Here is a 13,166-nt window from a genome sequence, read left to right on the forward strand (position 1 = left end):
GCGACAGGCCTCAGGCGCTGCGGGCCAGGCGCGGCCGTGACTTGGCGCGCGCCATGGACAGGCTCAGCCGCTCCAGCAGGCTGTCCGACGATTCGTCGCGCGCCATGCAGGCCACCGCAGTGGCGCTGAGGACGAGGCTCTCGCCCTGGGGCACGCTCTTGTGCGCGTAGTAGCGCACGGCGTTCTCCAGCTCCCCGGCGATGCGCCAGGCCTGGGCCTCGCCGGTGCCGGGCAGGAGGGCAACGAAACGATCACCCGCCAGCCGGCACAACAGGTCGCAGTGGCGCAGGTTGAGCAACAGCAACTGACTCACCGCCTGCAGCACGCGGTCGCCCTCGGCGTGGCCATGGTTGCGGTTGAAGGGTGCGAAGTCGTCCAGGTCCACCAGCACCAGGGAGAACGCCTGCTGCTCCTCGCCGGAGCGACGCTGCTCCAGTTCGATCTGCCGGCGCAGGTAGGCGGCGCCGTTGAGCGGAGTCAGGCGGTCGTGGTGGAGGTGCTCGCGGAACAGCCGCTCGCGCTTGCTCAGCTGCTGGCCGAGGGCTTTCTGCTCCTTGCTCCAGTGGTACAGGCCGAGCGTGATCAGCAGCAGGCCGATGGGCATCGGCACCGATTCGAGCCAGTGGTCCCAGGAAATCTCCGCAGGCAGCTGGATGAATTCGTCGAGGGCATCCATCCACATCGAGAAGAACACCGCCCCCAGGCCCACCGCCAGCAACGTGGTGACCCGCCCGGCCGGCCGGTGCGCGAGCACCAGGCAGACCCAGCAGAAGGCCAGCAGCGCCGAACCGCCCTCGCCCACCACGTCGAGCCAGTCGATCCGGTCCCAGGTCTTGATGTGCCCGGCTGCGAGGTAGAGCACCAGGCCGATGTTGGCGAGCACGACCAGTGCGATCAGTTTCAGGCGGTGCAGCTTGAGCAGGTTGGACATGGGAGCGGTATCCGCAACGAGTGACGGACGCCAGCCAAACAGGTCCCCGTGATGCTTTGATGACAGCGCCGAGGGTGCAATCGGCTCACTCGAAACCGTCCCCATCCTGCGAAAAAGACCTGTGCCGCCGCTCCCCGCACCAAGCCCTGCGCCCTGCCGCCGGGGCTGAGCCGAACGCACCGGGTCAATTGGGCTCAGAAACGCACCCTGCAACGCTGAAACCCCTGTATTTCGGGGCCTGCAGCTGATCGCTGTCATGTAACCGTCATTCCCGCTGCCTAGCTTCCGCTCCCCAGTTGACCGGGCCCAATCGCCCCGGTCGGGGGAACAGGCACAAGGGGAAATGCCGTGATCGATCAGCAATTGCCGCGGACGCTGCGTCCGCTGTTCAAGGTCAGCGCCCTGGCGCTGGCGATTGCCGCCACGCCGTCAGGCTGGGCTGAGGAAACCGCCGAGGCCGGCGAAAGCGTCACCGTATACGGCCAGGCCGACAGCCTGGACAAGGCGCTGCGTCAGCAGCGCCGCTCCGACAGCGTGGAGAGCGTGGTGCATGCCGACAGCATCGGCCAGCTGCCCGACAGCAACGCCGCCGAAGCCCTGCAGCGCGTACCGGGGACGTCCGTCGAGCGCGACCAGGGCGAAGGCCGCTTCGTGCGGGTTCGCGGCCTGGGCCCCGACCTCAATGCCGTCACCATCAACGGCACCCTGGTGCCCTCGCCCGAGGCCGGTCGCCGCGCCGTGGCGCTGGACGTGCTGCCCAGCGAACTGATCCAGTCACTGTCGGTGGTCAAGACCCTGACCCCGGACATGGACGCCAACTCCCTGGGCGGCACCATCGAGGTGGAAAGCCTCTCCGCCTTCGACCATGACGGCCTGTTCTTCAGCGGCACCGCACAGACCAGCTACGACGAGAACACCAACCGCTTCAGCCCGAAATACTCCGGCGCCGCCAGCCAGCGCTTCAGCCTGGGCGACGGCACCGACAACTTCGGCGTGGCCGCCGCGCTCAGCTGGCAGAAGCGCAAGTTCGGATCGGACAACGTCGAGACCGGCGGCGACTGGGACTTCGACGACGGCGCCCGGCTCAACAGCCTGGAGCAACGCGACTACGACATCCAGCGTGAACGCAGCGGCGGCGCGCTGAACTTCGACTACCGCCCGGACGACGACAGCAAGCTCTGGTTGCGCACGCTCTACAGCGAGTTCAAGGACGAGGAAACCCGGCAGTCCACCAAGATCGACTTCGAGGATGCCCTGGCCGAAGGCGAAAGCGGCGAAGCGGAAGTCGAGCGGCGCCTGAAGAGCCGCGAGGAGACCCAGACCATCCAGTCCTATGTCTTCGGCGGCGAACAGCGGCGCGGCGACTGGACCTTCAGCGGCCAGGTCGGCTGGAGCAAGTCCGACGAGGACAGTCCCGGCCACATCGACCCGGCCGTCTACAGCGGCGGCGACATGGACAGTGGCTGGTATGACAGCGAGAAGCCCCGCCTGAACATCGACTCGGCCTTCTACGACCCGACCCGCTTCAGCCTGGACAAGGTCGAGTGGGGCAAGTCCTACACCTCCGACCGCGAGAAGAACCTGCGCCTGGACCTGGCCCGCGACTACGACCTGGCCGGCAACGCGTCGACCTTCAAGTTCGGCGGCAAGCTCAGCCGACGCACCAAGGACAACGACGAGGACGTCTGGAAGTACGAAGACCTCGCCGACGCGGGCCTGAGCGATGACCAGCTGAACCTCTCCAATGCGCTGGACGGCACCGTTCACTACCGCCTGCAGAAGTTTGGCCAGGGCATCTCCGCCGACGCCATCAAGCACCTCATCGGCGGGCTGGACGCGTCGCAGTACTACGACGAGGAGGCCTCCACCATCAATGACTTCCGCATGCACGAAGACATCGATGCCGGCTACTTCATGAACACCGTGGACGTCGGCGACTGGCGCTTCATCGCCGGCCTGCGCTACGAGGGCACGCACTTCGAGGCCAGCGGCACCGGCATCGACAACGGCGACTACCAGGCCATCGAGCGCAAGCGCGACTACCACCACTGGCTGCCAGGTCTGCACGCCCGCTACCAGCTGGACGACCAGACGCAGATCCGTGCGGCCTGGACCAACACCGTGGTGCGCCCGACCTTCGAGCAACTCGCGCCCGGCTATGCCATCGACGGCGACGAAGCCGAGTTCGGCAACCCCGACCTCGCCGCCCTGCGCTCGCACAACCTGGACCTGGCCATCGAGCGTTACCTGGGCCGCGCCAGCGTGGTTTCGGCGTCGCTGTTCTACAAGGACATCAAGAACTTCGTCTACAACACCGACCTCGCCGGCAGCGGCGCCTGGGTGGACTTCGACGAGGCGGCCACTTTCGCCAACGGCGACAAGGCCAAGGTCTACGGCCTGGAACTGGCCTGGTCGCAGAAAATGGTCATGCTCCCTGCGCCCTGGGACGGCCTGCTGCTGGGCGCCAACGCCACCTTCAGCCGCTCGCGCGCCGAGATCGCCGATGCCGACGGCAACAAGCGCAACATCGACCTGCCCAGCCAGTCCGACGTCACCGGCAACCTGCTCATCGGCTACGAGAAGGACCGCCTGAGCCTGCGCCTGACCGCCAACTACAAGTCCGATTACCTCTACGAGGTCGGCAACGTCAGCGACAAGCGCTACGACAGTCGCGTCGACGACCAGACGCAGATCGACTTCAGCGCGCGCTACTCGCTGACGGACAACCTGCAGGTGTTCTTCAACGCCGAGAACCTCGGCGACGAGCCCTACTACATCTACAGCGGCCACCGTCGCTACAACTACCAGTACGAAGAGTACGGCCCGACCTACACCGTCGGCCTGACCCTCACCCACTTCTGAGGACCGCGCACGCCGGTCCGCCGGCGTCCGCGCAGCACCACAAGGACAGACGCCTTCCATGAAACGCCGCTACTCCCTGATTCCGCTGCTCGCCGGCCTGCTGCTGGCCGGCTACGCCTGCGCCGAATCCGTCGCCCTGCAACCCTGGCCGACCCGTGCCAAGGCCCAGGCCATCGCCCTGCTGCCCGGCGCCGGCAGCGTCGTCGCCAGCAAGCGCGACGGCCTCCTGCTGCTGGACGAGGCAGGCAGCGAACGCGGTCGCCTCGCCGGCCGCTACGACTTCCTCGACCAACGCCCCTGGGGTGACGGCAGCCTGCTCGCCACCTTCGACCGGGAACGCCAGCAGCCGCTGTTGCAGCCGTTGGCCGGCGACGGCCACTGGGGCGCTGCGCTGCGCCTGCCGAGCCCGGACTTCGCGGTCAACGGCCAGTGCCTCTACCGTGACGCCAGCGCCAACCTCTACCTGTTCCTGGTCGGCGAGAACGGCCAGGGCGAGCAATGGCTGGTCGGCCACGGCCAGAAGCTCGAGCGCGAGGCGCGCAAGGTGCGTCGCCTGGCCCTGCCGCCGAGCGCCGAGCTGTGCCGCGCCGACGACAGCGACGGCACCCTGTACGTCGACGAACCGGGCATCGGCCTGTGGGCCTATGGTGCCAACCCGGAGGCAGACGGCAGCCGCCTGCCGGTGGACCTGAGCGCGCCCTACGGCAAGCTCGTCGGATCGCTCAGCGGACTGGCGGTGGTGTCCGACGGCGTGCTCGCGCTGGACAAGGGCCCTGCCCTGCAGCGCTACGTGCGTCAGGGCGACGGTTGGGAGAACCTCGGCGCGATCGCGCTGAACGGCCCGAAGAAAGCCGAACAACTTGCGGCCACCGAACAGGCCGACACGCTGCGCATCGTCCTGCAGGACGACGCCAGCGGGCACTACTACCACGCCGAAGTCCCTGCCCTGCCCGCACGCGCCGAAGCGCCCCGCACGCTACCCGAGGTGATGCCGGCGGTGCAGACGCAGAGCGTGCAGCGCCATGGCGACGCCGCCGATGACCCGGCGATCTGGGTCAGCGCGAAGAACCCGAAACTCAGCCGCGTACTGGGCACCAACAAGCAGGAAGGCCTGCTGGTCTTTGACCTCCAGGGTCGCCAGTTGCAGAGCCTGGCTGCCGGGCTGGTGAACAACGTCGACGTGCGCCACGGCTTCCGGCTCGGCAATCGCCGCGTCGACCTGGCGGTGGCGAGCAACCGCAGCGACAACAGCCTGACCCTGTTCGCCATCGAGCCGGCAGACGGCAAGGTACGCGAGATCGGCCGCGTGCCAACGCCGCTGGAGGAAGTCTACGGTCTGTGCCTGTACGCGCCCCGCGACGGCGACATCCAGGCCTTCGTCAATGACAAGGACGGACGCTTCCAGCAGTACCGGCTGAGCGCTCCCGGCGGCCAGGTGAAAGGCGAGCTGCTGCGCGAATTCCGCGTCGCCAGCCAGCCCGAAGGCTGCGTCGCCGATGACCGCAACCAGCGGCTGTTCCTCGGCGAAGAAGACGTGGCGGTCTGGACCCTCGGGGCAGAGCCGGACGCCAAGGCCGAGCCGGAACAGGTACTGGCCGTGGGCGACCTGCTTCGTGACGACGTCGAGGGCCTGGCCCTCTACCACGGTGCCAAGGCCAGCTACCTGCTGGTTTCCAGCCAGGGCAACGACAGCTACCTGGTGCTCGACGCCGCCGCGCCCTACCGCGTTCGTGGTGCCTTCCGCGTCGGCCTGAACGCCGCTGCCGGCATCGACGGCACCTCGGAAACCGACGGTATCGAAGTCACCTCGGCCAACCTGGGCGGCGCGTTCGGCCAGGGGATGCTGGTGGTGCAGGACGGCCGCAAGCGCCTGCCCGAAGGCACGCAGAACTTCAAGTACGTGCCGTGGGCGGACATCGCTCGCGCCCTCAACCTCGACTGACCACCAGGCTCCCCGTGACGGGGAGCCTCACCGGGAGACCACCATGCAAGCCACTCTCGAACACACCAGCATCTGGGCACTGGTCGAAGCCGCCAGCCCGCTCGCCCAGGCCGTGCTGCTGATCCTCCTGGCCGCCTCGCTGGTGAGCTGGTACGTGATCGTCCAGCGCAGCCTGCTGCTGGGCGGCGCCCGCCGTCGCCTGCGCGCCTTCGAAGCGCGCTGGCGGGCCAGCGGCGACCTGCAGCGGCTGTTCCGGGAAACCACCGAACCCGGCGAGGACGCCGGCGTCGAGCGTATCTTCCATGCCGGCTACCAGGAGTTCCTGCACCTGCGTGACGAGCCGGGCATCGATCCCGCGCTGCTGATCGAAGGCAGCGAGCGCGCCATGCGCGTGGTCATCGCCCAGGAGGAGGAACGCCTGCAGCGCGGCCTGCCGTTCCTTGCCACGGTCGGCTCCACCAGCCCGTACATCGGCCTGTTCGGCACCGTCTGGGGGATCATGAACGCCTTCATCGGCCTCTCCGGCGTGCAGCAAGCCACCCTCTCCACCGTCGCGCCGGGCATCGCCGAAGCCCTGGTCGCCACCGCTGTCGGCCTGTTCGCAGCAATCCCGGCAGTCATGGCGTACAACCGCTTCGCTGCCAGTTCCGACCAGCTGCTGGGCCGCTACTGCGCCTTCGCCGAACAGCTGCAGGCCCAGCTCAACCGTCGCATCCACGCCGCCCCGGCGCTGGCCGCGGCGGCCTGACCGGAGGCCGGCCATGCGACGCATACGCAGCAAGCACGCGCCCAAGGCGGAAATGAACGTAGTGCCCTACATCGACGTCATGCTGGTGCTGCTGGTGATCTTCATGGTCACCGCCCCGATGATCCAGCAGGGCCTGAAGGTGGAACTGCCCAAGGTGGCCAGCGAGGCGTTACCCAGCGAGACCGAGCGCCCGGTGCTGACGCTCACGGTGCAGGCCGACGGCGGCTACCACTGGTACCTGGGCAGCCAGGTGGATACCGAACAGCGCACCGACGCCGCCGGCAACCTGGACGAGCTGACCGCCAAGCTCACCCGCCTGGGCGCCGACACCCAGGTGCTGATCCGCGCCGACCAGGCGGTGGACTACGGCCGGGTGATCGCCGCCATGGCCGCCCTGCAGCGCGGCGGCGTCAGCGATGTCGGACTGATCACCGAGGCGCCGCAATCGTGAACCCCAGGATCACCCGCCGCGCCGTGCCTGCCGCCATCAGCGTCGGGCTGCACGCGCTCGCGCTGGCCGGCCTGTACATCGGTTTCCACCCGTCGGCGCCGGCTACCCCGGCGCCGAAGGTGATGCGTACCGCGCTGGTCAGCCTGCCGAGCCCCGCGCCCATCGCGCCAGCGCCGCCCCCCGTGGTGCAACCGCCCGAGCCCGTTACACCGCCCCCGCCACTGGTCGAGGCGCCGCGTCCGACGCCGCAACCTGACGTCGCCCAACTGACGCGGCGCAAGGCCGAGCAGCGTGAACGCGAAGAGCGCCAGCGCGAGGAACGGCGCCAGGAGCAGCAGCGCATCGCCGAGCAGCAACGCCAGGAACAGGAGCAACGCTCACGCCAGCAAGCCGAGCAACGGGCCCGCGCCGAACACGACCGCCAGCTCGCCGCACAGCAGGCAGCCGCCGCCGAGGCCGCCCGCGCCGCGCAGAACTACCAGCCACTGGTGAAGAAGGCTCCGACCTACCCGGACAGCGCCCTCGACCGCCATCTGGAAGGCGACTGCACGGTGGAATACACCGTCGCCCCCAACGGTTCGGTGCGCGACCCGCGCGTGGTCCCCGGCGCCTGCAGCCACAGCGTGTTCGAGCGCCCGTCGCTGCAGGCCGCCACCCGCTTCCGCTACCAGCCACGGGTAATCGACGGCCAGGCCGTCGCCGTGGCCAACGTGCGCAACACCTTCCATTACCGAATCCAGGAAACCTCCCGATGAGTGCCGAGCCGACCGATTTCCACGCCCATCTTTCCGCCTTCGACGATGAGTCGATCAACCCCTCCGGCAACCTGCCGATGAGCGAGATCATCGACGCCTCGCGCCGCCGCCTGTTGAAGAACAGCCTGGTGCTGGGCGCCGTCGGCTTCCTCGGCGGCGGCCTGTTCCCCGGCCGCTCGTTGTTCGCCGCCGACGTCCCGGTGCCTACCGCGCTGCTGGGCTTCAAGGGCGTGCCGGTGCAGCAGGACCCGAAGTTCGACCGGGTGATAGTCGCCGAAGGCTACAGCGCGCGGCCGTTCTTCTCCTGGGGCGACGCCGTGGTGAGCGGCTCGCCGGCCTGGAAAGGCGATGCCAGCGAGGACTGGAAAGCCCAGGAACTGCAGGCCGGCGACAACCATGACGGCATGCACTACTTCCCCTTCCCCGATGCGCCGGACAACCACGGCCTGCTGGTCATCAACCACGAGTACATCAACCCGACGCTGCACCCCAAAGGCCAGACCTTCGAGGACCGCCCCGATGGTTCGCGCGGCCGCCCGGAAGGCGAGGTACGCAAGGAAATCGCCGCCCACGGCCTGAGCGTCATCGAGGTGAAGAAGGACGCCGGCGGTCAGTGGCAACGCGTCGAGGGCTCGAGCTACAACCGTCGCATCACCGGCAGCTCGCCACTGGACCTGTCCGGCCCGCTGGCCGGCCACGACCTGCTGCGCACCGCGAGCGACCCCGAGGCCAAACAGGTGCTCGGCACCCTGAACAACTGCTCCATGGGCGTCACGCCCTGGGGCACCTACCTGGCCTGCGAAGAGAACTGGCACCAGTACTTCGTCAACCGCGACAAGGACGACTACGCCAAGCGTGTCTCGCACAAGCGCTACGGCCTGTCCAACGGCCAGTTCAGCAACTACTACGCCTGGGAAGCGGTGGATGCGCGCTTCGACGCCACGCCCAAGGCCGACCAGCCCCATGGCGGCCATGTCAACGAACCGAACCGCTTCGGCTGGGTGGTGGAGATCGACCCGTTCGACCCGACCTCCACGCCGAAGAAACGCACCGCCGTCGGCCGTTTCTGCCGCGAGTGTTCGACCCTCTCGCTGGGCGCCGACAACCGCATGGCGTTCTATTACGGCGACGACACCAAGGGCGAGTACATCTACAAGTTCGTCCCGGCCGGCCGATACGACGCGAACAACCGCGCGGCGAACGTCGACCTGCTCGATGAAGGCACCCTCTACGTCGCCCGCTTCAATGCCGATGGCAGCGGCCAGTGGCTGCCGCTGGTGCACGGGCAGAATGGCCTGAGCGCCGAGAACGGCTTCGCCAGCCAGGCCGAGGTGCTGGTCAACGCCCGCGCCGCCGCCGACAAGCTGGGCGCCACGCCGATGGACCGCCCCGAGTGGGTCGCCGTGCAGCAGACCACCCGCGAGGTCTACGTCAGCCTCACCAACAACGATGCCCGCGGCAAGAAGCAGCCGGTGGACGCCGCCAACCCGCGCAAGGAAAACCTCCACGGGCAGATCCTGCGCTGGAACGAGGCAGGCGGCGACCCGACCGCCACCAGCTTCCAATGGGAAATCTTCCTGCTGGCCGGCGAGCACAAGGGCTCCAGCGCGCCGGAGAACCTGATCGGTACCATCAACGGCGACATCTTCTCCTCGCCGGATGGCCTGTACTTCGACACCGCCGGGCGCCTGTGGATCGAAACCGACTACGACGATGACGTCCCGGCGATGCAGGCCATGGGCTGCAACCAGTTGCTCTGCGCCGACCCGCACAGCCGCGAGGTGCGGCGCTTCCTGGTCGGCCCGCGCGGCTGCGAGCTGACCGGCATCACCCAGACCCCGGACGGCAAGACGCTGTGGGTGAACATCCAGCATCCGACGCTGAGCTTCCCGGCCAGCGACGGCAAGAGCATCCCGCGTTCCACGACGCTGGTGATCACCAAGGATGATGGCGGTGTGATCGGTACCTGATCGGTCCCCTGCAGGAGCGGGCCCTGCCCGCGAACCGGCCGGCAGGCCGGAGCCAACTGCGCGCCTGCCTGACCGACCTGGCGCGCAGCTGGTCGCACGCACGACCCGCTCCTGCACCGTCTAAACACGCACCACAACGTTACCGATGCGCACCGTGAACGCGCACGAATCACCCCATCCGTTACCGTTTCGCCCCCTTTCCCCGTCGCGCCTCCTACGCCGGTTTCCTGCGCGCACCGCTCTACCCCGCCCACTTCCAATCGTTTCGCCGTCTTTGGCATGGCAACTGCTTAATTGCATGCATGGATAATTGGATCCAAAAATCCACGAGGAACACCCCATGCGCCTGGTACCCGCTGCCCGCCCACCGATGAGCGCCGAAGACGAGGCCTACGACTACCTCCTCCAGGCTATCTGCACCGGCCGCTACAAGACCGGCGACCGCCTGGTGGCCGAAGATATCGCCAGCGAGATCGGCATGAGCCGGATGCCCGTGCGCGGCGCCTTCAAGCGCCTGGACGCCGAGGGCCTGGTGACCCTGCGGCCCAATCGCGGCGCCATCGTCAGTGGCCTGAACATCGAAGAGATGCGCGAAGTCTTCGAGATGCGCAGCGCCCTGGAAGGCCTGGCCATCCGCATCGCCGTGCCGCAACTGACCGACCGCGACCTGTCCCGTCTGGAGCGCATGCTCGACGAGATGGACGACTACCGCGACGACAGCGCCGAGTGGGTCAGCCGCCACCGCGCCTTCCACGAATACCTCTGCAGCCTCGCCGGGCGCCCGCGCCTGCTGCGCCAGATCACCGCGCTGTATTCGGTGATCGAGCCGCACATGCGCCTGTGGCTGCAGCACGTCGACAAGCCCATGAGCGCCCGTGAGGAACACACCGTGATCCTCGACGCCCTGCGCTCGGGCGATGCCCGCGAAGCCGAGCGGGTCATCTGCGACCACATCGAGGGGACGATTCCCTCGCTGGCGAAGTTTCTGGAGGCTCAAGCCACCTGAAAGCACGTGCCACCCACGCGCAATCCACCCAAACGCAATCCACGAAGAAGCGAATCGAAGCAACGGGCGCCTAGACCCGTACTTCTGTGTCCCTGAACTGCCCCTGGCAACCCCACCCCGGAGCTCAACATGTTCGAACGCAGGATCCCGCAGTGCCTTCTCGCCCTTTGCCTGGCCGCCCCGCTGGCGCACGCCGATGTGAAGATTCCCGACCGCTTGCAGAACGCCAGCAAGGTGACCTTCTGCGGCGGCATGGACTCCCCGCCCATGGGTTTCTATGACTCGAACCAGAAGCTCACCGGGGTCACCATCGACCTGGGCGAAGCCATCGCCAAGCGCCTGGGCGACAAGAAGATCGACTGGCGCATCACGCCCTTCTCCGGGCTGATCCCGGCGCTGCTGGCCGGCCAGTGCGACATGCTGGTGGATCAGTTGTTCGACAAGCCCGAACGGCGCGAAGTGATCGACATGGTCAACTACATGTACTCCAGCCAGGCCGTGGTGGTCGCCAAGGGCAACCCCGAGGGTATCCGCACGCTGGACGACCTCTCCGGCAAGAAGGTCGCGGTGCTCAACGGTTCGACCATCCGCACCCTGCTCGACGCCCACAACGAGAAGCTGGCCAAGGCCGGCAAGCCGCCGATGAAGGTGGTGGTCTACAACACCGACACCGATGCCTTCCAGTCCCTGCGCATCCGCCAGACCGACGCCTACGGCACCACCGTGGAAACCGCCGGCTACTACCAGAGCATGGCGCCGGACCTGTTCGAGATCGGCGTGCCGGCCTTCGCGCGCATCCTCACCGGCCTGGGCATCCGCAAGGACGACAAGCAGCTGAGCGAGGCCGTCACGCAGATCATCAAGGACATGCAGGCCGACGGCAGCTACGCCGCGCTGCTGGCCAAGTGGCACATCGAAGGCGACAAACTGGACTGAGGTAACGAGACATGAACTTCAGTTGGGACGTGTTCTGGCAATACCTGCTGCGGCCGAGCGACATCTACCTCTACGGCCTCTGGCTGACCTGCGTGATCGCCGTCAGCGCGATGGTCCTGGGCTGCGTGCTCGGGCTGCTGGCGGCGCTGATGCGCCTGTCGTCCAACCCGCTGCTGCAATACCCGGTGCGCTTCTACGTGTGGCTGATGCGCGGCACGCCGCTGCTGGTGCAGATCGTCTTCCTCTACACCGCGCTGGCCGCCGGCGGGATCTTCCGCTTCGAGGACCTTGACCTGGGGCTGTTCATCCTGCCGGGCAACATCCAGGCGGCGATCATCGCTCTGGGGCTCAACGAAGGCGCGTACATGGCCGAGATCATCCGTGCCGGCATCGGCGCGGTGGACAAGGGCCAGTACGAGGCCGGCAAATCCCTGGGGATGACCTTCCCCAAGCTGATGCGCCGCATCGTGCTGCCGCAGGCCTTCCGCGTGATCGTTCCGCCGCTGGGCAACGAGTTCAACGTGATGCTGAAGAACACCACGCTGGTCAGCGTGATCGGCGTGCAGGAACTGCTGCTGAGCACCCAGATGGTCACTTCGGCGACCTTCCGCGTGTTCGAACTGTACCTCGTCGTGGCGATCTACTTCCTCGCCCTGACCACCCTGTGGGGCTTCTTCCAGCGCTGGCTGGAAGTGCGCTTCGGCAAATCCGACGGCCACACTGCCGCACCGAACCGCATGTTCGGCCGGCAGGCGATGAAACTGCTGAGGGGGCGTTGAGATGATCCCGGACATGAAAGACGTGGTGATCCAGGCCCGCGACGTACACAAGGCCTTCGGCGAGCTGGAAATCCTCAAGGGCGTGTCCCTGGAGGTGCGCCGTGGCGAAGTGGTGGTGCTGATCGGCGCCTCGGGCTCTGGCAAGACCACCTTCATCCGCTGCATGAACCACCTGGAAGACATCCAGGGCGGCAGCATCCGCGTCAACGGCGAGCTGATGGGCTACCGCGAACGCCCGGACGGCAAGCTGGTGCGCGACTCGGAAAGCAACATCGCCCGCCGCCGCCGCGACATCGGCATGGTGTTCCAGCGCTTCAACCTGTTCCCGCACATGACCGTGCTGGAGAACATCATCGAAGCGCCGACCCAGGTGCTCGGCGTCCCCCGGGGCGAGGCGCTGGATCAGGCCCGCCGGCTACTGGCACGGGTACGCCTGTCGGACAAGGCCGAGCACTACCCCGGCCAGCTCTCCGGCGGCCAGCAGCAGCGAGTGGCCATCGCCCGCGCCCTGGCGATGAAGCCCCAGGCCATGCTCTTCGACGAACCCACCAGCGCCCTCGACCCGGAAACCGTCGGCGAGGTCCTGCAGGTCATGAAGGAGCTGGCCGACGAAGGCATGACCATGGTCGTCGTCACCCACGAGATGGGCTTCGCCCGCGAAGTGGCAGACCGCGTGGTGGTGCTGCACCAGGGTGAACTCATCGAGGAAGGCCCGCCCGCGCAGGTCTTCGGCAATCCGCACCACCCGCGCACGCGGGAATTTCTAAGCCGCGTTCTCTAACGATA

General features: G+C 67.5%; 11 protein-coding genes. 10 read left to right on the plus strand and 1 reads right to left on the minus strand.

Annotated elements, in window-relative coordinates:
- Positions 1 to 10: 10 nt before the first annotated feature.
- Entirely contained in the window at positions 11 to 931 is a 921-nt protein-coding gene (locus IB255_RS19540) for a GGDEF domain-containing protein (RefSeq protein ID WP_151187326.1), read from the minus strand.
- Positions 932 to 1,279: 348 nt separating this feature from the next.
- Here IB255_RS19540 and IB255_RS19545 point away from each other — a divergent pair, with 348 nt between their 5' ends.
- From IB255_RS19545 to IB255_RS19590, 10 genes are all read left to right on the plus strand, one after another.
- Positions 1,280 to 3,793: a TonB-dependent receptor gene (locus IB255_RS19545; RefSeq protein ID WP_192210718.1), complete on the plus strand. Its 2,514-nt coding sequence runs from the start codon at positions 1,280 to 1,282 to the stop codon at positions 3,791 to 3,793.
- A 58-nt stretch (positions 3,794 to 3,851) separates the two neighbouring features.
- Positions 3,852 to 5,735, plus strand: a complete 1,884-nt coding sequence (locus IB255_RS19550; RefSeq protein WP_192210719.1) for a phytase — start codon at positions 3,852 to 3,854, stop codon at positions 5,733 to 5,735.
- A 43-nt stretch (positions 5,736 to 5,778) separates the two neighbouring features.
- A complete protein-coding gene (gene tolQ / locus IB255_RS19555; RefSeq protein ID WP_081519692.1) occupies positions 5,779 to 6,483 on the plus strand; it encodes a protein TolQ in 705 nt (234 codons plus the stop codon).
- A 13-nt stretch (positions 6,484 to 6,496) separates the two neighbouring features.
- Entirely contained in the window at positions 6,497 to 6,934 is a 438-nt protein-coding gene (tolR, locus tag IB255_RS19560; RefSeq protein ID WP_017516969.1) for a protein TolR, read from the plus strand.
- Positions 6,931 to 7,689: an energy transducer TonB gene (locus IB255_RS19565; RefSeq protein ID WP_318652765.1), complete on the plus strand. Its 759-nt coding sequence runs from the start codon at positions 6,931 to 6,933 to the stop codon at positions 7,687 to 7,689. Before tolR ends, IB255_RS19565 begins: the two co-directional genes overlap by 4 nt.
- Entirely contained in the window at positions 7,686 to 9,659 is a 1,974-nt protein-coding gene (locus IB255_RS19570) for a PhoX family protein (RefSeq protein ID WP_192210720.1), read from the plus strand. The genes IB255_RS19565 and IB255_RS19570 overlap by 4 nt, the downstream gene beginning before the upstream one ends.
- 340 nt (positions 9,660 to 9,999) lie before the next feature.
- Positions 10,000 to 10,665: a GntR family transcriptional regulator gene (locus IB255_RS19575; RefSeq protein WP_081518192.1), complete on the plus strand. Its 666-nt coding sequence runs from the start codon at positions 10,000 to 10,002 to the stop codon at positions 10,663 to 10,665.
- Positions 10,666 to 10,794: 129 nt separating this feature from the next.
- Positions 10,795 to 11,601, plus strand: a complete 807-nt coding sequence (locus IB255_RS19580) for an ABC transporter substrate-binding protein (RefSeq protein ID WP_081518193.1) — start codon at positions 10,795 to 10,797, stop codon at positions 11,599 to 11,601.
- 11 nt (positions 11,602 to 11,612) lie between these two features.
- Positions 11,613 to 12,380 (plus strand): amino acid ABC transporter permease, encoded by a 768-nt coding sequence (locus IB255_RS19585; RefSeq protein ID WP_081518194.1) that lies wholly within the window; start codon positions 11,613 to 11,615, stop codon positions 12,378 to 12,380.
- A 1-nt stretch (position 12,381) separates the two neighbouring features.
- Positions 12,382 to 13,161 (plus strand): amino acid ABC transporter ATP-binding protein, encoded by a 780-nt coding sequence (locus IB255_RS19590; protein ID WP_081518195.1) that lies wholly within the window; start codon positions 12,382 to 12,384, stop codon positions 13,159 to 13,161.
- Positions 13,162 to 13,166: the final 5 nt, after the last annotated feature.

It is taken from the genome of Pseudomonas sp. PDM22 (assembly GCF_014851965.1).
In the GTDB taxonomy this organism is placed as follows: Bacteria; Pseudomonadota; Gammaproteobacteria; order Pseudomonadales; family Pseudomonadaceae; genus Pseudomonas.